Source organism: Microbacterium sp. Root322 (assembly GCF_001425645.1).
GTDB lineage: Bacteria > Actinomycetota > Actinomycetes > Actinomycetales > Microbacteriaceae > Microbacterium > Microbacterium maritypicum.
In genome coordinates this window covers 1,310,356-1,332,579 of record NZ_LMCS01000002.1, presented here as the reverse complement: position 1 = coordinate 1,332,579, position 22,224 = coordinate 1,310,356, and the positions used below count along the sequence as shown (strand labels likewise).

Annotated in this window: 21 protein-coding genes and 2 tRNA genes; 11 read left to right on the top strand and 12 right to left on the bottom strand. The window is 64.6% G+C overall.

Annotated elements, in window-relative coordinates:
- Window positions 1–92: 92 nt before the first annotated feature.
- From ASC55_RS17505 to ASC55_RS11335, 3 genes are read left to right on the top strand one after another with little or no spacing between them, the layout of a single operon-like run.
- Window positions 93–1,103, top strand: coding sequence for a LacI family DNA-binding transcriptional regulator (locus ASC55_RS17505; protein WP_055875465.1), 1,011 nt, complete (start codon window positions 93–95; stop codon window positions 1,101–1,103).
- A 31-nt stretch (window positions 1,104–1,134) separates the two neighbouring features.
- Window positions 1,135–1,509, top strand: coding sequence for an HNH endonuclease (locus ASC55_RS11340; protein WP_151487391.1), 375 nt, complete (start codon window positions 1,135–1,137; stop codon window positions 1,507–1,509).
- 31 nt (window positions 1,510–1,540) lie between these two features.
- A complete protein-coding gene (locus ASC55_RS11335; RefSeq protein ID WP_055875462.1) occupies window positions 1,541–1,987 on the top strand; it encodes a GNAT family N-acetyltransferase in 447 nt (148 codons plus the stop codon).
- Window positions 1,988–2,040: 53 nt separating this feature from the next.
- On the opposite strand, the gene ASC55_RS11330 is transcribed toward ASC55_RS11335, so the two are convergent.
- From ASC55_RS11330 to ASC55_RS11310, 5 genes are all read right to left on the bottom strand, one after another.
- Window positions 2,041–2,113 (bottom strand) — tRNA-Ala (locus ASC55_RS11330).
- A 25-nt stretch (window positions 2,114–2,138) separates the two neighbouring features.
- Window positions 2,139–2,212: transfer RNA gene (locus tag ASC55_RS11325), tRNA-Ile, on the bottom strand.
- Between the two features lie 85 nt (window positions 2,213–2,297).
- Window positions 2,298–3,221, bottom strand: coding sequence for a hypothetical protein (locus tag ASC55_RS11320; RefSeq protein ID WP_055875459.1), 924 nt, complete (start codon window positions 3,219–3,221; stop codon window positions 2,298–2,300).
- Entirely contained in the window at window positions 3,218–3,907 is a 690-nt protein-coding gene (locus tag ASC55_RS11315; protein ID WP_055875456.1) for a LuxR C-terminal-related transcriptional regulator, read from the bottom strand. The genes ASC55_RS11320 and ASC55_RS11315 overlap by 4 nt, the downstream gene beginning before the upstream one ends.
- Window positions 3,895–5,163, bottom strand: coding sequence for a sensor histidine kinase (locus tag ASC55_RS11310; protein ID WP_017829927.1), 1,269 nt, complete (start codon window positions 5,161–5,163; stop codon window positions 3,895–3,897). The genes ASC55_RS11315 and ASC55_RS11310 overlap by 13 nt, the downstream gene beginning before the upstream one ends.
- Before the next feature lie 233 nt (window positions 5,164–5,396).
- Between ASC55_RS11310 and ASC55_RS11305 the strand changes: the two genes are divergently transcribed.
- Both ASC55_RS11305 and ASC55_RS11300 read left to right on the top strand, forming a co-directional pair.
- Window positions 5,397–6,701, top strand: coding sequence for a Fic family protein (locus ASC55_RS11305; protein WP_235563290.1), 1,305 nt, complete (start codon window positions 5,397–5,399; stop codon window positions 6,699–6,701).
- A 96-nt stretch (window positions 6,702–6,797) separates the two neighbouring features.
- Entirely contained in the window at window positions 6,798–7,508 is a 711-nt protein-coding gene (locus tag ASC55_RS11300) for a VIT1/CCC1 transporter family protein (RefSeq protein ID WP_055871553.1), read from the top strand.
- 72 nt (window positions 7,509–7,580) lie between these two features.
- On the opposite strand, the gene ASC55_RS11295 is transcribed toward ASC55_RS11300, so the two are convergent.
- The 7 genes from ASC55_RS11295 to dnaA all read right to left on the bottom strand — a co-directional run bounded on the left by ASC55_RS11295 (window position 7,581) and on the right by dnaA (window position 17,586).
- Complete coding sequence (locus tag ASC55_RS11295; RefSeq protein ID WP_017829919.1) at window positions 7,581–7,985, bottom strand: DUF3566 domain-containing protein; 405 nt, start codon at window positions 7,983–7,985, stop codon at window positions 7,581–7,583.
- Window positions 7,982–10,537: a DNA gyrase subunit A gene (gene gyrA / locus ASC55_RS11290; protein WP_055875450.1), complete on the bottom strand. Its 2,556-nt coding sequence runs from the start codon at window positions 10,535–10,537 to the stop codon at window positions 7,982–7,984. The genes ASC55_RS11295 and gyrA overlap by 4 nt, the downstream gene beginning before the upstream one ends.
- Window positions 10,538–10,580: 43 nt before the next feature.
- Window positions 10,581–12,650 (bottom strand): DNA topoisomerase (ATP-hydrolyzing) subunit B, encoded by a 2,070-nt coding sequence (gene gyrB / locus ASC55_RS11285; protein WP_174799515.1) that lies wholly within the window; start codon window positions 12,648–12,650, stop codon window positions 10,581–10,583.
- A gap of 118 nt (window positions 12,651–12,768) precedes the next feature.
- Window positions 12,769–13,272 (bottom strand): DUF721 domain-containing protein, encoded by a 504-nt coding sequence (locus ASC55_RS11280; protein ID WP_055875448.1) that lies wholly within the window; start codon window positions 13,270–13,272, stop codon window positions 12,769–12,771.
- A complete protein-coding gene (recF, locus tag ASC55_RS11275) occupies window positions 13,265–14,458 on the bottom strand; it encodes a DNA replication/repair protein RecF (protein ID WP_055875445.1) in 1,194 nt (397 codons plus the stop codon). The genes ASC55_RS11280 and recF overlap by 8 nt, the downstream gene beginning before the upstream one ends.
- Window positions 14,459–14,678: 220 nt before the next feature.
- On the bottom strand, window positions 14,679–15,821 hold the full coding sequence (dnaN, locus tag ASC55_RS11270) for a DNA polymerase III subunit beta (RefSeq protein WP_055871541.1): 1,143 nt from the start codon (window positions 15,819–15,821) through the stop codon (window positions 14,679–14,681).
- Between the two features lie 496 nt (window positions 15,822–16,317).
- Window positions 16,318–17,586, bottom strand: coding sequence for a chromosomal replication initiator protein DnaA (gene dnaA / locus ASC55_RS11265; RefSeq protein ID WP_372446043.1), 1,269 nt, complete (start codon window positions 17,584–17,586; stop codon window positions 16,318–16,320).
- Between the two features lie 439 nt (window positions 17,587–18,025).
- Here dnaA and rpmH point away from each other — a divergent pair, with 439 nt between their 5' ends.
- From rpmH to rsmG, 6 genes are read left to right on the top strand one after another with little or no spacing between them, the layout of a single operon-like run.
- Complete coding sequence (gene rpmH / locus ASC55_RS11260; RefSeq protein ID WP_013584598.1) at window positions 18,026–18,163, top strand: 50S ribosomal protein L34; 138 nt, start codon at window positions 18,026–18,028, stop codon at window positions 18,161–18,163.
- A 6-nt stretch (window positions 18,164–18,169) separates the two neighbouring features.
- On the top strand, window positions 18,170–18,526 hold the full coding sequence (gene rnpA, locus ASC55_RS11255) for a ribonuclease P protein component (RefSeq protein ID WP_082524312.1): 357 nt from the start codon (window positions 18,170–18,172) through the stop codon (window positions 18,524–18,526).
- Entirely contained in the window at window positions 18,523–18,873 is a 351-nt protein-coding gene (gene yidD, locus ASC55_RS11250) for a membrane protein insertion efficiency factor YidD (RefSeq protein ID WP_055875439.1), read from the top strand. Before rnpA ends, yidD begins: the two co-directional genes overlap by 4 nt.
- A 3-nt stretch (window positions 18,874–18,876) precedes the next feature.
- On the top strand, window positions 18,877–19,947 hold the full coding sequence (yidC, locus tag ASC55_RS11245) for a membrane protein insertase YidC (RefSeq protein WP_055871533.1): 1,071 nt from the start codon (window positions 18,877–18,879) through the stop codon (window positions 19,945–19,947).
- Window positions 19,944–20,435, top strand: a complete 492-nt coding sequence (locus ASC55_RS11240; protein ID WP_055875436.1) for a Jag family protein — start codon at window positions 19,944–19,946, stop codon at window positions 20,433–20,435. Before yidC ends, ASC55_RS11240 begins: the two co-directional genes overlap by 4 nt.
- Window positions 20,436–20,471: 36 nt before the next feature.
- Entirely contained in the window at window positions 20,472–21,095 is a 624-nt protein-coding gene (gene rsmG, locus ASC55_RS11235) for a 16S rRNA (guanine(527)-N(7))-methyltransferase RsmG (protein ID WP_055875435.1), read from the top strand.
- The last annotated feature ends 1,129 nt before the right edge of the window (window positions 21,096–22,224 follow it).

Sequence of the window (22,224 nt, the reverse complement as noted above, 5' to 3'; positions counted from 1 at the left end):
CTATCACAGCGGTCGCGGCGTGGGGAAGGTGCATCTCCTGTCTCCGCACGCGTCATAATGAGCAGATCGCTCGAAGCGCGGCAAGGAAGACGATGAGACCAGAAGACGACGGCGTTGCCCCTCGCCCCACGCTCGCGCAGGTCGCCGCCCGTGCCGGGGTGAGTCTGAAGACGGCTTCGCGTGCGCTCGGCGGGGAGTCGTATGTGAGTGAGAAGACCCTCAACAGCGTGCTCGCAGCGGCCGCAGATCTCGATTACCAGCGCAACGCCGCCGCCAGCCTCCTGGCCAGTGGACGCCTCGCCGACTCTATCGGTCTCATCACCGGCGACTTCACGAACCCTTTCTACTCGGCACTCGCACAAGCCGTCGAAGACGAGATCCGACCACGGGGCATGCACCTGTCCGTGGCGAACTCGCGCGAATCCCCGGAGCAGGAGAAGCGCGTGGCGCTCGACCTCGCCGATCGTCAGACGAAGGCCGTCATCACCGTGTCGTCGATGGTCGACCACAGCGACTACGCGCAGTTGCAGGCTCGCGGCATCCCGGTCGTCTTCGTCGACCGTCCGGCTGAGAACGTCGCCGCCGACTCCGTCGTCTTCGACAATCGCGAAGGCGGTCGGCTGGTCGCACGGCACCTCATCGAGCGCGGCCACCGGCGCATCGCGTTCATCGGCGACTACGCCTGGCTCCCCACCTACCGTCAGCGCCTCGCGGGTATGGGCGATGTCCTCGACGACTCCGACGTCCAGTGGCGCGAGTTCCTCCGAACCGACGCGCACGACGTCGCCTCATCCCGCGCGAGCGTGCGCGAGCTGCGCTCTCTCGACAACCCGCCCACCGCGATCGTCGCGGGCAACAACCGGGTGCTGCTCGGCGTCATGGAGGAGATCGCTGAGAGTGACGCACCACCTGCCGTGATCGGCTTCGACGATCCGGAATGGGCTCGAGTGCTCGGCATCAGCGTCGTGTCCGGCGAGGTCGACGAGCTCGGCCGGATCGCCGCCCGCCTCGCCGTCACGCGCCTCGCCGATCGCACACGCGAGCCCGAGAGCGTGGTCGTGCCCATGCGTCTGATCCCTCGACGGTCCACCGACCCGCGCTGACCGCCGCTCCCTACCGCGATAACATCGGGCCATGCGCCGCCGCCGCAAGGTCTCTTCCGCCAATGTGTCGCCGGCGACCCGTGCACGCTATGCCAAGCGCCGACAGAATCGGCTCGCGCGCGTCGACAACGACCTCACCGACGAGCAGTGGTACGACCTCATGGAGGCCTGGGGCGGATGCGCCTACTGCGGCGGCGAAGGCGCCGCTCTGCAGCGCGACTGCATCCAGCCCGTGTCGCGCGGCGGCCGCTACACGCTCCAGAACGTGGTCCCGGCGTGCGCCTCCTGCAATGCGAGCAAGCACAACGACGAGGTCACCGGCTGGCTGCGTCGCAAGAAGCTCGATGAGCGCACCTTCCTCGTGCGGCACGCCACGATCCTGCAGGCACTGCGTCCTGTCGAATGACGTCTCCGCCCACACTCGCTACTCTCGACTCATGACGACGATCGCGCCGATCACTGCCGACGACCGCGCCGAATGGGACGCCCTGTGGAGGGGATACCTGGCCTTCTACGAGACTGACCTGGATGACGCGACCACCGCGGCGACCTTTCGAAGGCTCGTCGACCCCGGGTCTGGCATCCGCGGAGCGATCGCGCGCGACGACCGCGGCGCCGCGGTCGGCATCGTGCACTGGCTGACACACCAGGGAACGTGGACGATGACGGACTACTGCTACCTCGAGGACCTCTTCGTCGCTCCCGGGGTTCGTGGCGGCGGAGTCGGCCGGGCACTGATCGCTCACGTACGTACCTGGGCCGAGCAGCACGGCTCAGCGAAGCTCTACTGGCTCACGGCGGAATCGAACACCACCGCCCGCGGCCTCTACGATCGCGTCGCCTCCCGGTCGGGGATGATCCACTACGAGATCGATCTCGACTGACAGCGCAGGAAAAGTAGAAGCCCCCGGCAGGTGCCGGGGGCTTCTCGATCCTGTGGAGCCTAGGAGATTCGAACTCCTGACATCCTGCTTGCAAAGCAGGCGCTCTACCAACTGAGCTAAGGCCCCGTAAGGGATTTTTTGAGTTAAGGAGTGGGGCTACCAGGACTTGAACCTGGGACCTCTTCATTATCAGTGAAGCGCTCTAACCGCCTGAGCTATAGCCCCGTCAACCTCCAAGACTTTACCGGAGAAACACGGAAAATCCGAATCGAGGGGGAGCACCCGGGAGTGTCTTCCCCCTCGACCGTGTTCAGCGGCCCGGTCTGATGGTCGCGGTACCCGCCGAGAGCGAGACGTCGATGCTCCTGCGCGAGCTCGATGCCTCCTCGATCTCGGCGTTCAACGTGCCGGCACTGATGTCCTGAGTGATCGCGTACTCGACGTCGGGAACCGTCAGATCCAGGGTCCCGGCGCTCACGTCGACTGCCGTCTGCGTCGGAGGGGTCCCCGTCAGCTCCACCGTGAGATCACCCGCGGAGACACCCAGATCGGCCATGGTGACGCCGTCCAGGAGGATGTCGGCGCGACCCGCACTCATCTGCACGTCGAGTTCCTTCGCGGCTCCCTCGACATCGAGCGCACCGGCGCTCACGCTCACATCGAGCACTCCGAAGTCGCCGACCACGTCGAGGCTGCCGGCATCGAGGTTCAGGTCGGCATCGAGTCGCGCGTCACGCAGGTTCTCGGGGAGGGTGAGCACCGCGATCTCCTCGTCGCCGAACCAGCCGCCGATCCACCAGCCGAACACCCCCTGGGGGCTCCGCACCACCAGCTCATCGCCGTCGCGTTCGAACGTCCACGGCGTACCGCGGCCATTCGTGATGGCGAGCGTCGCCTCGTCGACATCGCCGAACTCGACCCGCATGCTGCTGGCGTCGGCAGAGACGTCGACGCTCTCGAGTCCGTCGACCTCCACGCTCTGCACGGAATCAGGACGGCTCGAGGAGACGATGGTCCCGGCCGCCGCGGCTGCTGCCGTTCCCCCGGCCCCGAGCAGGGCGAGCCCACCGACGACCGCGGTCACGACCATGACCGCGGTGGCCCCCGACGATCGTCCACCCCCCGAAGGAGGAGGCGTCGGAGCGGACGGCGATGCCGGCGCCTGGGGAGGGGATGCGGGCGGAGGGGTGAGCGGGGTGTGCTCGCCCTGGGTGCCGTTGTTGTCGGTGGTCATCGTGCCACTCCTGTCTGGCCGGTCGGCGGCGTCGGGCCACCGGTGTTCTCGATGTGGGCGAGGGCGGCGAGCACGCGGCGGTTTCCCGACTCGTCCTGCTCGAAGCCCAGCTTCTGGAAGATGGAGGTGATGTGCTTCTCGACACTGGCCTCCGAGAGGAACAGGATCCCGGCGATCGCCTGGTTCGACTTCCCCTCCGCGATCAGAGCGAGCACGGTGCGTTCGCGCTCGGTGAGCCGCAGCATCCGGTCGTCCCGGTTGCGACGGGTCAGCAGCTGCGCGACGACCTCGGGGTCGAGCACGGTGGCCCCCTCGGAGATCCGCTGCACGGAGGCGAGGAACTCGGAGACATCGGCGACGCGGTCCTTGAGCAAGTAGCCCAGCGGACCCCCCTGCGCTGCGATCAGATCCGAGGCGTACCGCTCCTCGACGTACTGCGAGAGCACGAGGATCGCGAGCGTCGGATGCGTCGAGCGCAGACCGAGCGCGGCACGGATGCCCTCGTCGGTGAATGTCGGCGGAAGGCGTACGTCCAGGATGCACAGGTCGGGCGTCGTGGTGGCGACGGCCTGGTCGAGACCTTCGATGTCGGGGAGGGCCGAGACCACGTCGTGGCCGGCGTCTTCGAGAAGACGGACCAGACCTTCTCGAAGCAGGACCGAGTCCTCGCAGATCAGGATGCGCATGGGACGTTCACCTCCAGGCTGGTCGGTCCGCCCTGCGGACTGTCGAGACGGAAGGTTCCCCCCGCGGCGAGGATGCGGTTGGCGATCCCGTCGAGTCCGCCTCCCGGCTGCACCTGCGCGCCACCGATGCCGTTGTCCTCCACGCGTGCCCAGAGGGTGTTGCCCTCGCGGAGCCGCACGATCACCCGCGCTTCACTGGCCCGCGAGTGCTTCGCCGCATTGGTCAGGGATTCGGCGATGGAGAAGTACACGGCGGCCTCGGCCTCGCGACTGCAGCGACCCTCCATGCGCACATCGAGGTGCACGGGGATGTGCGAGCGTCCGGCGAGTGCCGACAGAGCAGCGTCGAGACCGCGGTCGTCAAGCACCGAAGCGTGGATGCCGCGGGCCAGCTGACGCAGCTCGGTGATGGCTGCCTTGGTGGAGGTGTGGGCCTCGTTGATCAGTTCCTTCGCGGCGTCGGGATCGCTGTCGATCTTCTGCTGCGCGAGTCCGAGGGTCATGCCGACCGAGACCAGTCGGGGCTGAACGCCGTCATGCAGGTCGCGCTCGATGCGGGTGCGCTCCACGTCGGCGGCCCGCACGGCGCCTTCCCGCTGCGCCGTGGAGGTACGCACGCGTTCGGTGAGCTCGGTCTCCTTGCTGCGGATCACGATCGCGAGCGACAGGGTGCGATGCAGCAGGGCCAGCCCGATCATGCCGACGACGCACGCCGCGATGCCGAGGATGCCGACCAGGGGAGCCCAGGCGACGGGGATGCCTCCGCCGCCGAACGGACCCATGACGGAGTCTGCCGCGGTGAGGGGAGCGAACGAGATGATGATCGACCACACCAGGCCCCAGAACAGACGGAGGACGACCCAGCCGAGCAGCGCGGAGATGGCGAAGTTGGCGATCGCACGCCACATGCGCCCATCGATCGCCTGGCGTCCGAGCGCACGCAACCAGCCGACGAACCCGGGGCGGTCGCGCGGCTGCAGGCGCAGCGGAGCGATCGGCGTGCGGTACAGCGTGCCGACGCGCGCGACCTCGAACCAGCCGAGTCCGTACAACGCGTAGACCAGTCCCACCAGCAGGACGAGGCCGATGCCCGCGGCGAAGAGGAGGCCGAGGCCGGTGCCGAGAAGCCCGCCGAGCATGCTGAAGATGGCACCGCCGAGGATGCCGACGCCTGCCAGGTGCAGGATCGTGAGGAAGATGCGCAACGGCGGCTTCACCGCCGTTGCGGGAGCCGGGGTCGCAGTCTGAGTGGTCATGATTCCAAGGTACGGCGGGCCGGGTGAGCACGACACCGAGTCAACCGGACACTCCGATTCGGGTTTTCCGTAACATGCCCGCTCGTCTCTTCCTGCTTCGTTGACACTCTTCAGCAGTACAGTTAGATAACAAAAGAAGACAAGTCTTTTGTTTTGTCATGCTTTGAACAGGAGGACATCGACTCATGCCGCTACGTCATCCGGCTCCAGATCTTGTTGAACTTCAGTCACGTGTGCTCAACAAGGACGCCGATAGTGTGCGTGGGCTCCTGTTCACCCCTCCACTGGACGACTCGCGCTACCTCCACTGGGAGCAGTTGATCCGCCGGACTCCGCCAGACGGCCTCACTCATGATGAGTGGTGGTTTCGGCTCAAGCTCCAGCGCAGTGCCCAGATGCGAACGGTGCCGTTGCGAGCAAAGGACGGATCGTCCTTCACCTTCGCGATGACCGACGAAGTTCTGCAACTCACCGAGGAGATCGGACGCAGAGCCGGAGGCAGCGTAGCCGGGGGCGGCACTGCCATGACCCCGGGCGGCCGCGATCAGTTCATTGTTCGATCTCTCGTTGAAGAAGCGATCACATCGAGTCAACTTGAAGGCGCTTCTACGACCCGGCGGGTCGCCGTGGAGCTCCTGAGCACTGGACGAGACCCGCGGACTAAGTCCGAACGAATGATCCTCAACAACTACCGCGCTATGCGCCAGGTCACCGAGCTCTCGAGTGACCCGCTCACGCCCGGGTGGATTCTTGAACTGCACCGAATCCTTACCGAAGGAACCCTGAGCGACCCCGCAGATGCCGGACGCATCGAAACTCCTGAGCACGAGCGAGTAAGCGTTTGGGCAGGGGAGGTCCAAGTTCACATACCACCTCCGGCAGAGGAGCTTCCCGATCGCCTAGGAGAGCTCAGCGCCTTCGCGAACGGCTCGTCGTCCGAATCGCCCTACATCCCTCCCATTGTCCGCGCGATCATCACCCACTTCATGTTCGGGTATGACCACTACTTTGCTGATGGAAATGGCAGGATCGCCCGAACCTCCTTCTACTGGTCGATGCTTCACAACGGGTACTGGCTGGCCGAGTACCTTGCGATATCAAAGATCCTCCGTGCCGCTCCCGGAAAGTATGGCGACAGCTACCAATACACCGAAGATGACGGCAATGACCTCACGTACTTCATCCTCCACCAGCTCCACGTGATCGCACGGGCTCTCGACGAGCTCGACCTCTACATCGAAGGCCGCCAGCGTGAATCGCAGCGGGTGCAGTCCGCGCTTCGCAGCGCTGTCCGGGACTTCAATATGCGTCAGACTCAAATCCTCGAATGGCTCACGCGAGAATCTCCTTCAGGAATCACTGCGATCGAGATCGCCAACCGCTATCGAGTTTCCACCCAAACGGCTAGGAACGATCTCTCATACCTAGAGTCGTTCGGACTACTCACCCGCGGGGTGGCCAAACACCCGATCGTTTGGCACCCGACGAACGATCTATCGTCACGGCTTGCTCAGCTGGGAGATCAGGAGAGCTCATAAAGCCAAACGCATGTTCTTCTTTGGCTTTCTTGTCGCTTCGGAGTCGAACTGGGCACCCTCGTCACATCCCCATCGCCGATCTGCTTCACTGGGGGCATGACGACACACGAAGGGGAGCCGCACGGCGCCGGGCTCGGTCAGCGACTGAACTGGTTGCGCGCGGGGGTGCTGGGCGCGAACGACGGCATCGTCTCGGTCGCCTCGCTCGTGGTCGGAGTCGCCGGCGCGACGACCGACAACGCCGCACTCCTCACCGCGGGAATCGCCGGCCTCGTGGGTGGAGCCATCTCGATGGCGCTCGGCGAGTACGTCTCGGTGAGCAGCCAGCGCGACAGTGAGCGTGCCCTCATCGCGAAGGAGAGCGAAGAGCTGCGCACGATGCCCGCAGCGGAGCTCGACGAGCTCACTCAGCTCTACCGCGACCGTGGACTCTCCGACGAGACGGCGCGTCAGGTCGCCGAGGAGCTCACGGCGCACGACGCCCTGGCTGCGCACCTGGAGGTCGAGCTCGGCATCGACCAGGACGACCTGGTGAATCCGTGGCACGCGGCGATGTCGTCGGCGATCGCCTTCACTCTCGGCGCGCTCCTGCCCTTGCTGGCCATCCTGCTTCCGCCCCCGGAGTGGCGGGTCCCGGTCACCTTCGTGGCCGTCCTCCTGGCTCTGGCCGTGACGGGCACGCTGTCCGCGAAGATCGGGGGTTCGGCGCCGGTGCGCGCATCGATCCGACTGGTCATCGGCGGCGGGCTCGCCCTGGCCGCGACCTGGCTCATCGGCACCCTTCTCGGCACCACGGGCGTCGTCTAGCGACCACCGCGACGAGGAACGACGAAGGGCGGATGCCGCAGCATCCGCCCTTCGTCTGATCCGTTCCGAGGATCAGTTCGACATGAAGCCGACGAGCAGTCCGCCGGTCACCTTCACGGCGAGGTTGTAGATTCCGGCCACCACGGCGCCGAGCACCGTGAAGACGATCAGGTTCAGGATGGCGACCACAGCCGCGAAGGCCATCACCTGGGGAAGACCGACGACCTCGGAGAGAACGAAGGTGTTGTCGGTGATGCCGAGCAGGAAGCTCTCCGCCGTCGTCATGATCCCCGTCGCCTGGAACACCAGGAAGATGAGGAAGAACGACACCATCGTGACGACCGCGAGGGCGACCGCTCCGAGGAACGAGAGCTTCACGGCCGACCAGAAGTCCACGTAGACCAGTCGGAGGCGTACCTGCTTGCCACTGGTCTTGCGGGTCGACTTCTTCGCCAGCTTGTCGGCCACTGTGCTCATGCGTCTGTATCCTCGGGGGTCTGTGTCGTCTCGGGGGCCTGGGTCTCGGCATCCTCCGCTTCCGCCTCGTCTTCGGCGAGGCCACGCTCGCCGTTACGGGCGATGGCGAGGATGCGGTCGGCCTCCGTCGTACGGGCGAACACCACTCCCATGGTGTCTCTACCCTTGGCGGGGACCTCGGCCACGGCAGAGCGTACCACCTTGCCGCTGGAGAGAACCACCAAGACCTCGTCGTCCTCGGAGACGATCAGACCACCCGCGAGAGTGCCCCGATCGTCGTTGAGCTTGGCGACCTTGATGCCTGTTCCACCGCGTCCCTGCACGCGGTATTCCTCCACCGCGGTGCGCTTGGCGTACCCGCCGTCGGTGACGACGAAGACGAACTTGCCGGGCGCTGCGACGGAAGCCGAGAGCAGGCAGTCCTCGTCGATCTTGAACTTCATGCCCCGGACACCGGCCGTGGCACGACCCATCGGACGCAGTGCCTCGTCGGTCGCCTCGAAGCGCACCGACATGCCGCGACGGCTGATGAGGAGGATGTCGTCCTCGGCGTTCACCAGGAGCGCGCTGACGAGTTCGTCCTCCTCGTTCAGGCGGATCGCGATGACGCCGCCCTGGCGGTTGGTGTCGTACGCCTCGAGTCGCGTCTTCTTGACCAGACCCTCGCGCGTCGCCAGCACCAGGTAGTCCGCCACCTGGTAGTCGCGGATGTCGAGCACCTGCGCGATGTTCTCGTCCGGCTGCAGGGCGAGCAGGTTCGCGACGTGCATGCCCTTCGCATCGCGCCCGGCCTCGGGCACCTCGTAGGTCTTCGCACGGTAGACGCGACCCTTATCGGTGAAGAACAGCAGCCAGTGGTGCGTGGTCGTCACGAAGAAGTGCTCGACGATGTCGTTCGCGCGCAGCTGCGCACCCTTGACGCCCTTGCCGCCGCGGTGCTGCGAACGGTAGTTGTCGCTGCGCGTGCGCTTGATGTAGCCCTCGCGGGTGACGGTGACGACCATCTCCTCCTCGGCGATGAGGTCTTCCATCGAGACATCACCGTCGAAGCCGTGCAGGATGTGCGTGCGACGCTCGTCTCCGAAGCGGTCGACGATACCGGTGAGCTCTTCGCGGATGATCGTGCGCTGACGACCCTCATCGGCCAGGATCGACTTGTAGTCGGTGATCTGGGCCTCGAGCTCGTTGGCCTGGTCGATGATCCGCTGACGCTCGAGAGCGGCGAGGCGGCGCAGCTGCATCTGCAGGATCGCGTCGGCCTGGATGTCGTCGATGTCGAGGAGCTTCTGGAGTCCCTCGTTCGCATCCGCGGTGGTCTGCGAACGACGGATCAGCGCGATGACCTCGTCGAGCGCGTCGAGCGCCTTGAGGTATCCGCGCAGGATATGCATGCGCTTCTCGGCCTCGCGCAGACGGAACTCCGTGCGCCGGACGATCACATCGATCTGGTGCGAGATCCAGTGCGTGATGAAGCCGTCGATCGCGAGGGTGCGCGGCACACCGTCGACGATCGCGAGCATGTTCGCGCCGAAGTTCTCCTGCAGCTGGGTGTGCTTGTACAGGTTGTTCAGCACGACCTTCGCGACGGCGTCGCGCTTGAGCACGACGACCAGACGCTGTCCGGTGCGGTCGGAAGACTCGTCGCGGATGTCGGCGATACCGGTGATCTTGCCGTCGCGGGCGAGGTCGCCGATCTTCACGGCCACGTTGTCGGGGTTCACCTGGTAGGGCAGCTCGGTGATGACGAGGCAGGTACGACCCTGGATCTCCTCCACGTTGACGACCGCGCGCATCGTGATCGAGCCGCGACCGGTGCGGTACGCCTCGTGGATGCCCTTGTTCCCGAGAATCTGCGCGCCGGTCGGGAAGTCCGGTCCGGGAACACGCTGGATCAGACCTTCGAGCAGCTCCTCACGGGAGATGCCGGGGTTGTCGAGGGCCCAGAGGGCGGCGTCGGCCACCTCGCGCAGGTTGTGCGGCGGGATGTTGGTGGCCATGCCGACCGCGATGCCGACCGAGCCGTTGACGAGCAGGTTCGGGAACCGGGCCGGCAGGACCGTCGGCTCCTGCGTCTGGCCGTCGTAGTTGTCGGTGAAGTCGACGGTGTCTTCTTCGATGTCGCGCACCATCTCGAGCGCGAGCGGGGCCATCTTGGTCTCGGTGTACCGCGGGGCCGCGGCACCCATGTTGCCAGGCGAGCCGAAGTTGCCCTGGCCGAGGGCGAGCGGATACCGCAGCGACCACGGCTGCACCAGTCGCACGAGGGCGTCGTAGATCGCCGAGTCGCCGTGCGGGTGGTACTGGCCCATGACCTCGCCCACCACACGGGCGCACTTCGAGAACGACTTGTCGGGGCGGAACCCGCCGTCGTACATGCCGTAGATCACACGGCGGTGCACGGGCTTGAGCCCATCGCGCACATCGGGGAGCGCGCGCCCCACGATGACGGCCATCGCGTAGTCGAGGTAGCTGCGCTGCATCTCCGACTGCAGGTCGACCTGATCGATCTTGCCGTGATCGTGTTCCGGTTCGGTGCGTTCTTCGTCAGTCATGAATCAATCTCTCTGTCACACATCTGGTCTGAGCCCGCGGGCATCAGATGTCGAGGAAGCGGACGTCCTTGGCGTTGCGCTGGATGAAGCTGCGTCGGGACTCGACGTCCTCGCCCATCAGCACGCTGAAGATCTCGTCGGCCGCGGCGGCGTCCTCGATGGTGATCTGCTGCAGGGTGCGCGTGGTGTGATCCATCGTCGTCTCCCACAGCTCCTTCGGGTTCATCTCGCCGAGACCCTTGTAGCGCTGGATGCCGGCATCCTTCGGGATGCGCTTTCCGTTCTCGATGCCGTGCTTGAGCAGGGCGTCGCGCTCGGCGTCGCTGAACACGTACTCGTGCGCGGAGTTCGACCACTTCAGGCGGTACAGCGGCGGCATCGCGAGGTACACGAAACCGGCCTCGATGAGTCCGCGCATGTAGCGGAAGAGCAGCGTGAGCAGCAGCGTGGTGATGTGCTGGCCGTCGACGTCGGCATCGGCCATCAGCACGATCTTGTGATACCGCGCCTTCTCGATGTCGAACTCTTCACCGATGCCCGTGCCGAAGGCCTGGATCATCGCCTGGACTTCCTTGTTGCCCAGGGCCTTGTCCAGACGCGCGCGCTCGACGTTGAGGATCTTCCCTCGCAGCGCCAGGATCGCCTGCGTATGCGGGTCGCGACCCTGCACCGCGGAACCACCGGCCGAGTCACCCTCCACCAGGAAGATCTCGCTGATCGACGGGTCCTTGCTCGTGCAGTCCTTGAGCTTGTCGGGCATCGCCGCCGACTCGAACACGCTCTTGCGACGGGCGGTCTCTCGCGCCTTCCGCGCGGCGAGGCGGGCGGTCGCGGCGTCGATCGCCTTGCGGATGACGTTCTTCGCCTGGTTCGGGTTGCGCTCGAACCAGTCGCCGAGCTGATCGCCGACGACCTTCTGCACGAAGGCCTTGGCTTCGGTGTTGCCGAGCTTGGTCTTCGTCTGGCCCTCGAACTGCGGTTCTCCGAGCTTGATCGAGATGACCGCGGTCAGTCCCTCGCGCACGTCGTCGCCGGAGAGGTTGTCGTCCTTCTCCTTGAGGAGGTTGTTCGCGCGGGCGTACTTGTTGACCAGGGTGGTCAGTGCCGCGCGGAAGCCCTCTTCGTGGGTTCCACCCTCGTGGGTGTTGATCGTGTTGGCGTAGGTGAACACGTTCTCGGTATACGACGTGGTCCACTGCATCGCGACCTCGAGCGAGATCTTGCGCTCGGTGTCTTCCGACTCGAAGGCGATGATCTCGTCGTTGACGACTTCGGCGTGACGCACCTTGTTGAGGTACTCGACGTAGTCGACCAGGCCGCGCTCGTAGAAGAACACGTCTCCCGGCTGCTTGGTGACGGTCGAGCCGTCTTCCTCGACCTCGTAGGCGGAGGACTCGCGCTCATCGCGCAGCTCGATGCGGAGGCCCTTGTTGAGGAAGGCCATCTGCTGGAACCGCGTGCGCAACGTGTCGTAGTCGAACTCGATGGTCTCGGTGAAGATCGAGGAGTCCGGCCAGAACGTGATGCTCGTTCCGGTCTCGTCCGTCGCCTCGCCCTTCTCGAGCTTCTGCTGCGGGATGCCGCCGTCGGCGAAGCTGTGCCGCCAGACGAATCCCTTCTGCTTCACCTCGACGTCGAAGCGCGTCGACAGCGCGTTCACGACGGAGGATCCGACACCGTGCAGACCACCGGAGACGGCGTAGGCGCCGCCACCGAACTTTCCGCCGGCGTGCAGGATCGTGAGCACGACCTCGACCGTCGACTTGTTCGGGTCGGAGGAGTGCGGATCGACCGGGATGCCTCGACCGTTGTCGACGACGCGCACGCCGCCATCGGCGAGCATCGTGACGAAGATCGTGTCGGCGTAGCCGGCCAGAGCCTCATCGACCGAGTTGTCGACGATCTCGTAGACCAGGTGGTGGAGTCCTCGAGGCCCGGTGGACCCGATGTACATACCGGGGCGCTTGCGCACAGCCTCGAGGCCTTCGAGGATCTGGATCGAATCCGCACCGTACTCACCAGGCTGCTTCGCCTTGGGTGCAATGGTGCCCTCGGTTGCGGGGGTTCCCCCGGTGTTCGATTCCGTCTCGTCAGCAGGGGATTCAGGCGTCATCAGAGGGCATTCTCCACATCGATATCACGAACTCCCATTCTAGCGGAGTTTCGTCGAGAAATGCCGCTCAACGGCCGTGTGTGGGCCTGTGAGCGTTTCGACCCCCTTGCGTGGTGCCCTACCCGTAGGTATCGCGCGGGCCCCGTCCTGGAACGGCTCTGGGACCCCATTTCCACGAGGGAACGTCCGGTCCGATGAAGCGAAGATTCTGGACCCCTGCGTCGGGATACCGTCGGCCGATCTCCGTGAGAATCGTGGCCCGCATGAACTGCAGGTTCTTCGCCCACGCGGTCGAGTCGCACTTCACCGTGAGCAGGCCGCGCTCCAGGGAGACGGGTTCGGAGTGCTTCGCTGTGTCGGCGCCGGCGAGATCGGCCCACTGACGGACGAGATCTTCCCGAGCGAGGGTGATCTGCCAGCCGGAGTCACGGCTCAGCTTGTCGAGCACCGCGCCGAGAGCACCAGGATCGCGCCCAGGAGTGAAGGGAGCGTTGTCATCGTCGTTGGCGATGCGCCGTTTGCGCTTCCAACTCTTGGAGCTCGGCTGCAGGCCGCGAAGGCGCAGGTACGTGCCGATCGTCTCGGGAACTTCGGCCGCGGGAGTCGAAGCCGCGTCAGTCATCCGCCGCCTCCCGTTCGTCGCTGATCGTTCCGGCGCTGATGCGCACCACGTGGGCATGCAGCACTTCGGGGATATCCTCCTCCACCGCCGCCGTCACCACCACCTGCTCGTAGCCGGCCGTGAGGGCCGCGAGTCGCTGACGCCGATCGGCGTCGAGCTCGGCGAAGACGTCGTCGAGGATGAGTACCGGGTCGCCGGCGGGGGATTCGCTGCGCAGCAGCTCGGCCGAGGCCAGCCGGAGAGCGAGGGCGACCGACCAGGACTCGCCGTGAGAGGCATAGCCCTTCACAGGGAGATCGCGAACACGCAGAACCAGGTCGTCCCGGTGCGGCCCGGTGAGGGTCAGCCCGCGATCGAGCTCGTTCGACCGCTTCGCTGCGAGCGACGCGCGGAAGAGATCGGCGATACGGTGCGGATCGCTGAGTCGGTCGATGGCCGATGCGCCGTCGGCTCCTTCGCCACCGTCTTCTCCCTCTTCGGGGTCGCCGCCGCCGACGGAGAGCGCCCACTCCAGTTCCGGACGATGATCGGCACCGGCGATCGCCTCGTAGGCATCGGCGACCGGCTGCTGCAGATCCGCCGCGAGACGCTGACGTGCCGTGATGATCTCCGACCCGAGAGAGACGAGCTTGTCGTCCCACACATCCAGCGTGCTCAACCCTTCGCCGCGGACACCGCGAGCTCGGGCAGACTTCAGCAGCGCATTGCGCTGTTTGAGCACACGATCGTAGTCGGCGAGGACGGCCGCGAGCCTCGGAGTGCGTTGGATGAGGAGCTGATCGGTGAAGCGGCGGCGAGCCGAGGGGTCGCCGCGCACGATCTGCAGATCTTCCGGAGCGAACAGCACCACATGTGCGTAGCGGGGGAGTTCGTTCGGCTTCGAGGGCGATCCGTTGATGCGAGCCTTGTTCGATCCTTGCCTGTTCACCTGGACCTCGGCGAGCACACGACGCTCGCCATGCGAGAGTCGCGCGCGGATCACCGCGAACTCCTGCCCGTCACGGACCATCGGCGCATCCGAGGAGACACGGTGCGATCCGAGCGTCGCGAGGAACACGATGGCCTCGGCGAGATTCGTCTTTCCCTGACCGTTGCGACCGACGAGGACGTTCGGTCCGCGATGCAGGGTGAGTTCGGCGGTCGCGTAATTGCGGAAATCGACCAGACTCAGGTGCTCCACAATCACGGAGTCAGCCTACCTTCGGGGTCTGACACAGGTTCTTCTCTGGTTATCATGTGGGGCGCAGGTGACGACGCGCCCCTCGCTCGCAGAGCGGGTTCCCTCCCGCTTCGCGGGCCCCTCCCGATGCTCATTCCGGGAGCACCACATCTCCCGAAGGATCTATGTGAGCGCCAAGGCGCCGGCCGAACCGGGAACGTTTCGGGTAGGGAGGTAGCGGAGAGGATCAGCGCAGGAGCAGGTTGGGCTGAAGCAGGTACTTGAACGAGTCGAGGCCAGCCTGGTCCACGGAGGTCTGACTCGTGATCAGCACCGGGCTGAGCTTGTTGGCGTTGTCGCTCGAGGTGAACGTCACGCGGACGAACTCGCTCTTCACGGCGCCGAGGGCCTCGATGAGGTACTGCGGGTTCAGGCCGAGCGTGACCTCGTCGCCGCCGGAGAGGATCGCATCGACGGATTCGGAGGCGCGTGCGTGGTCTCCCCCGGAAGCATCCATGGTGACGCTGTCGCTGGAGAAAGTGAAGCGCAGCGGGGCAGCGCGATCCAGAACGAGAGAAACTCGGCGGACGGCCTCGACCAGGTCGGCCGTGTTGACGACCGCGTAGTGATCCGTCTGCTCCGGGAAGAGACGGCGAACGGGCGGGAAATTGCCCTTGATCAGGAGAGAAGTGACGGTCTTGTTTCCCGCGGTGAAGGCGATGATCTCTCGGTCGCCTGCTCCGGAGAAGGCCACCTGGATCGTGCCGGCGTGACCGAAGGTCTTACCCACTTCGAGGAGCGTGCGTGCGGGAACCAGTGCGGTGGCCTCGACGGCTTCGCCGTCCCACGGCACATCCCGCAGCGAGACGCGGTAGCGGTCGGTCGCGACGAGGCTGAGGTTGTGTCCGGAGACTTCGAGCTGCACACCGGTGAGCACGGGGGTCACGTCGTCACGCGACGCGGCGAATCCGACCTGGGAGATGGCGGTGCCGAAGTCGTCGGCGGGAACCACACCGGAAGAACCCGTCACCTCAGGGATCGACGGGTATTCCTCGACCGGCATGGCAGCGAGTGTGAACCGTGCGGAGCCGCAGGTGACGGCGATGCCGCCGTCTTCCTCGACCGCGATCTCGATCGGAGCGTTCGGGAGGCGGCTCGCGATGTCGGAGAGCAGCCGGCCGTGGACCAGAATCGTGCCGGGTGTCTCCACCGTGGCTTCGATGGTCGTCCGCGCGGATGCTTCGTAGTCGAAGGCGGAGAGTGTCAGACCGGAACCATCGGCTTCGATCAGGACTCCGGCCAGGATCGGCTGGGGGTTGCGCTGCGGCAGAAGCTTGACGACGAACGAGACAGCCTCGCTGAAGACATCGCGGTTGACCTGAAACCTCACGGGTGCTCCCTTGTCGTCGAACTGTGACGCGTTGTCGTCTGCCCTGCCGGTGCAGGGCTTCCCATGCTAGCCCCACACTCCGGCGTATCCCTACGCCGAGGTTCTTGTCGTTCGTCCGGCGGTTCTCCCCACCGTCTGGTGATCGGATCGCGCCTTGAATGACTTAACTCCTTAACGGTGTTAACAGCTGTGGATACTGTGGATAAGTCGGTGGATAGCAAGAGCGAGTAGGGAACTACACAGTTGTCAGTTGTGGAAACCCTGAGGAATCCGGGGGCTGGGGGGTTGTGGGCCGAGGACCGCCCTCCCAGAGTTATCCACAGGTTTGGGTGATCAACCCACATTCGTCCCGACCGAATCCACGTTCATCCACAAGTTATCCACATGTGCATAGAGGCATCTATCCGAGGATCAGAACCCCTGTCCGTGTCACAAAAATGGGGAGGACAGCACCCGATCAGGTGCTGTCCTCCCCATTTCTCGGAGACGCGGCGTGTCAGCGTCGGCCGAGCTGCGTGGTGATCTCTGTGACCTGGTTGTAGATGGAGCGTCGCTCCTTCATGAGCTCGCTGATCTTCTTGTAGGCGTACATGACGGTCGTGTGGTCGCGGTTGCCGAACAGCTGCCCGATCTTGGGCAGGGAGAGGCTGGTGCGCTCACGGCACAGGTACATCGCGATCTGTCGGGCGGTGGCGATCTGCTGCGAACGGCTGGAGCCGTACAGGTCGTCGACGGTGAGCTTGAAGTACTGCGCGGTGGCGGTGATGATGTCGGTCGGCGAGATGATGTTGTCCTCGGCCGTGTCGATGATGTCTCGGAGCACGGTCTGCGCGAGGGAGATGTCGAGCGCGGAGCGGTTCAGGCTGGCGAATGCCGACACACGGATGAGTGCGCCCTCGAGCTCGCGGATGTTCGACGACACCACGGTCGCGATGTACTCGAGGACCTCGTCGGGGATGTGGAGCGCCTCGCTCTGTGCCTTCTTGCGAAGGATCGCGATACGCGTCTCGAGGTCGGGCGCCTGCACATCGGTGATGAGACCCCACTCGAAGCGGCTGCGCATCCGGTCTTCGAACCCGGTCAGGTGCTTCGGGGCGACATCGCTGGTGATGACGACCTGCTTGTTGTGGTCGTGCAGCGTGTTGAAGGTGTGGAAGAAGGCTTCCTGAGTCTCGGCTCGTCCCTGGAGGAACTGGATGTCGTCGATCAGGAGGATGTCGACGTCGCGGTATCGCGCCTGGAACGCGGCACCGCGGTTGTTCGCGATCGAGTTGATGAAGTCGTTCGTGAACTCCTCGCTCGAGACGTACCGCACCTTCACCCCTGCATAGAGGGACTGTGCGTAGTCGCCGATCGCGTGGAGGAGGTGCGTCTTGCCGAGGCCCGAGTCGCCGTAGATGAACAGAGGGTTGTACGCCTTGGCCGGCGCTTCGGCGACAGCGACCGCCGCAGCATGAGCGAAGCGGTTGGACTGCCCGATGACGAAGTTGTCGAAGGTGTACTTCGGGTTCAGGCGGGACTCATGGCGCAGCTGCGTCGGCTGCTCCATCGGGGACTCGACGCGCACCTGCTCGTGCCGGCCGAAGTCGCCGACGGCGATCGGTGCCGTTTGCTGCTCGGCCAGTTCGTGGTTCACGACGACGCGGTAGGAGGTGACCTCTTCACCGATGTGGGAGAGGGCCTCCATGATCGGCAGGCGCAGTCTCTTGTTGATCTGCGCGGCTGTGAGGTCGTTCGGCACCTCGAGGTAGAGGGTGGCCGACATGACACCGGCCGGGACGGCCAGGCTCAGGAAGCCCTGCAGTTGCGGGGTGACTCGATCGTCGTCGACCAGAAGCTCCTGCACCGTGGTCCAGATGGGGACGTCGGGCTGGGCAGGTGATGACATGACGCTCCGGACGAGTGATCGAGGCGGGGTCGACGTGCCGTGCCCCCTGTGGATAACTTAGGATGCCACGGTAGTCATCCCGGCTGTGAACGGCAACCTGCCCTTGAAAATACGCGCGCGTGTTGCACCTGCCGGGCGTGGTCCGGTTGTGGATAATGGCTGTGCGGTTCGTACCGGGAGACCACCACGTGAGCGCGCAGATTTGCTCTGTGCGTCGGTAAGACGTACCCTTACTTGGTTGACTTATGCCATTTTTGGCAGTACCCCATGTCTCCGGTCGCAGTGAACCCGGTGGCAGCATTCCCGGAGTGATTCCATGAGCAAGCGCACCTTCCAGCCCAACAACCGTCGTCGCGCCAAGAAGCACGGCTTCCGTGCCCGCATGCGTACGCGTGCAGGTCGCGGCATCCTCGCTGCCCGCCGCGCGAAGGGCCGCACCGAGCTCTCTGCGTAGTCTGCTGTGCTCGCCCGCCCGTATCGGCTGACCCGCGGGAGCGACTATCGTCTGGTCGTTCGTCGTGGTTCCCGTTGTGGCGGGGCGCGCGTCATCACCTCGATGTTGACGACGGGCGAGAGCAGAGCCGCGAGGTTCGGATTCATCATCAGCAAGCAGGTGGGCACCGCTGTGGTGCGCAACACCGTGCGTCGTCGGCTCAAGGCCGTGTGCGCGGAGGCGCTCCCGCGAGTTCCCGAGGGCACGGATGTCGTCATCCGTGCCCTTCCTGCGTCTGCCACCGCATCGTTCGCCGAGCTTCGTGCCGATGTCGATCGCTGTCTGAGCAGGCTGACGCCGGTATCCGACGCGGTGTCGGCATGAGCGCCCTTCCGGCTTCGTCGGTCGGGACTGCGCATCTGCACACGCAGGACCTGGTGCGGAGCATCCCCGTGATCCCCCGCAATCTGGTGCTGGGGTTTCTGACCGCGTATCGCAAGGTGATCTCCCCGATGTATGGAGATGTCTGTGCGTACTACCCCAGCTGTTCCGCCTACGCTGTAGGTGCGGTGCAGCAGCACGGCGCAGTGAAGGGAGCGGCGCTCTCGGCATGGCGCATCCTCCGCTGCAACCCCTGGACCACCGGCGGCGTCGATGACGTCCGTCCGCACGACCACTTCCGCTACGACCTGACCGCACACGGTTTCGTCGTCCCTTCCCGAAAGGACTGAACGGTGGGTCTTGACCTTCTGCTCGCCAGCACCACCCCCAGCGATGCGCCCGCGGCGGGTGGCTTCGACCTGATCGGCACGATCCTGTGGCCGCTCAAGTGGGTCGTCGAGATGATCCTCGTCGCCTGGCACTGGCTTCTCACCGCTGTCGGTCTGCCCGCGGCATCCGGTCTGACCTGGGTACTCTCGATCGTCGGTCTCGTCATAGTCGTCCGTGCCGCTCTGATCCCGCTCTTCGTGAAGCAGATCAAGAGCCAGCGCAAGATGATGGAAATCGCTCCTGAACTGCGGAAAGTCCAGGAGAAGTACCGCGGAAAGAAGGATCAGCTCTCTCGTGAGGCCATGAGCCGCGAGACCATGGGCCTCTACAAGAAGCACGGCACGACGCCGATGTCGAGCTGTCTTCCGCTGCTGGTCCAGATGCCGATCTTCTTCTCACTCTTCAGTGTGCTGAGCGATGTGAAGAAACACGCCGTCGATGGTGTCGGTGGAGTCGGTTTGCTGAGCGCTGAGCTGACAAAGGAGTTCTACGACGCGAAGCTCTTCGGTGTGGCGTCGTTGCACGAGACACTGGGCGACGCGGTCGATGCGCAGAACACCACGGCGATCATCATCCTGGTCACCCTCGTCGTTCTGATGATCGGCTCGCAGTTCTTCACTCAGCTGCAGATCATCTCGAAGAACCTGTCTCCGGAAGCTAAGACCGGCCAGGCGTACCAGATGCAGAAGATCATGCTCTACGTTCTGCCGCTCGGCTTCATCTTCTCGGGCATTTTCTTCCCGCTCGGTGTCGTCGTGTACTGGTTCATCTCGAACCTCTGGACCATGGGCCAGCAGTTCCTCGTCATCCGCGAGATGCCGACTCCCGGTTCGGAAGCCGCCAAGGCTCGTGAAGAGCGTCTGGCACGCAAGGGCAAGGCGCTCGACTCCTCGGGCAAGGTCGTCCCGATGGCCGCCTACGAGGCAGAGCAGCAGCGTCTGCTCGAAGAGGCTGAGAAGGCGAAGGCAGAAGCACCGAAGCGCCAGCAGCCGGTGGGTAAGAAGCGCGCGAAGAAGAAGGGGAGCGGTTCATGAGCGAAACCATGACCGACAACGCCGAGCCCACCGTGGCTCAGCTCGAGAACGAAGGCGACGTCGCCGCGGACTACCTCGAGGAGCTCCTCGACATCGCCGATATCGACGGTGACCTCAACCTGGATGTTCGTCAGGGACGTGCCTATGTCTCGGTCGAGGCCGAAGGCGATGCACTGTCAGTGCTCTCCGCTCCGGAGACGGTCCAGGCGCTGCAGGAGCTGACGCGCCTCGCAGTGCAGAGCAAGACCGGCTCGTTCTCGCGCCTGATCCTCGACATCGCCGGCTCACGCGACACTCGTCGCCGTCAGCTGAAGACCTTGGTCGACGCCGCTGCCGCGAAGCTCGATGAGGGCTCGTCGCAGGCATCCCTGCCTTCGATGTCCAGCTACGAGCGCAAGCTGGTGCACGATATCGCTGCGGAGCGCGGTCTGGTCTCCGAGTCCTACGGTGAGGGTGCTGACCGTCACACGGTTCTTCGCCGTCGTTGATGTTTCACGTGAAACATCGCTCGATCGGAGCCACGCATGAGTGAGCTGGAGCCTGAACCTTCTGTCGCCGCAGATCTCTTCGGAGACCGCATCGATGTGGCGCGATCGTTCACTGCAGCTCTCGCTCGCGAGGGCGAGGAGCGAGGACTCATCGGGCCGCTCGAGTTGCCACGGCTCTGGACGCGACACATCCTCAACAGTGTGATCGCTGCTCCTCTCTTCCACGGCTCCGTCGCTGATATCGGCTCCGGTGCTGGACTTCCTGGGCTGGTGCTCGCGATCGCCCGCCCGGATGTGCAGTGGACGCTGGTCGAACCGATGGAGCGGCGGATCACCTGGCTCAACGAGCAGGTCGATGCTCTGGAACTCGCCAACGTCACTGTTCTTCGTTCTCGTGCGGAGGACGTGCAGCCCGGGGATGGCTTCGATGTCGTGACTGCTCGAGCCGTCAGCGCGCTGCGTACTCTGATCCCGTTGACTGCTCCGCTGGTACGAGAAGGCGGTGAGCTCGCGCTCCTCAAGGGGATGAACGCACCGAACGAGATCGATGCGGCTCAGAAGCAGATCAAGAGGTTCCGGCTGTCAGAAGTGAGGGTCGAAGTGTTGGGGGAGGGTGTCCTCCCCGAGACCACTCGGGTGGTTCGCGCCCGCGTTCGCTAGCTTCGTTGTGAAAGGTAGGCGGGGTGTTTCACGTGAAACACCCCGCTTTCCGTGTCTAGGGGATGGGCATCAGGGCATCGCGCGGCGCTGATGACGATGTGTCCACATGATCGTTCGTCGGGTGCTGGATCCCTCGTCTAGCTTCGCTCGCCCGGGGCTATGAGATTTCGCGCTGCAGTGTCGATCGTCATCGGTTCAGGATCAGGCACTCTTCTGCTCTGGGTTCGCTTCGATGGCCTTGATGGCAGGTTGGTTCGTCGGCACTGCCCCATTCGGATGTCGAGGTCGTTTGGCATGTTTCACGTGAAACCTGGGCACCATGTTGCTTCCAGCCGTGAACCTGGGTATGTAGAGGTGTATCGCCGGTCGATCGAAACGCGCGCGAGGGTGATTCCATCGCCAGGGTGGGACTCCGTCAGGAATGAGTTTAGAAGGGATGCGGGTCTGCGTCACTGGTGCCAGCGCTGGTGCTGGTAGTGGTACTGGCGCTGCTGATGGGTTGCTGCCTGCCGCTCCAGAAGCTGCTGTTGCGGCGGACGTTGCTGGTCGGACGGAAGGGGCTCGTCGGATTGGTGCGCGCTAGCGGGATCTGTGAAGGGAGATACCTGCGATATCGGACGCGTATCATGTTCGGTTTCACGTGAAACGCTGACGTACCTGACGTACCTGACGTACCTGACGTACCTGACGTACCTGACGTACCTGACGTACCTGACGTTCCTGACGTTCCTGACGTTCCTGACGTTCCTGACGTTCCTGACGTTCCTGACGTTCCTGACGTTCCTGACGTTCCTGACGTACCTGACGAGCCGGACGTGCCCGACGTGGTTTGCTTGGTGTGCGGTGCGATCTGGTGCCATGGGCGTTTCAGAGATTTCTGCGGCTGGAGAACCCTTGTGTACGGGCGACCCCGCTCGCCTCCACTGCTTTCGAGCATCAAGGGATGCATGTTTCACGTGAAACATACCCATCCGATCGCCGTCTCTTGGTGTGAAAGACCCCTCTACGCAAGGCCGCCGCAAAAAGGAGCGTGGAGAGTGATGCAGACGTGGCGGGAAGGTGAGGGAGGGGCGGCTGTACCGATTCCATGAGCGGTAGAGGCCAGCGGCTGCGGCGACAGCCGTCTCCT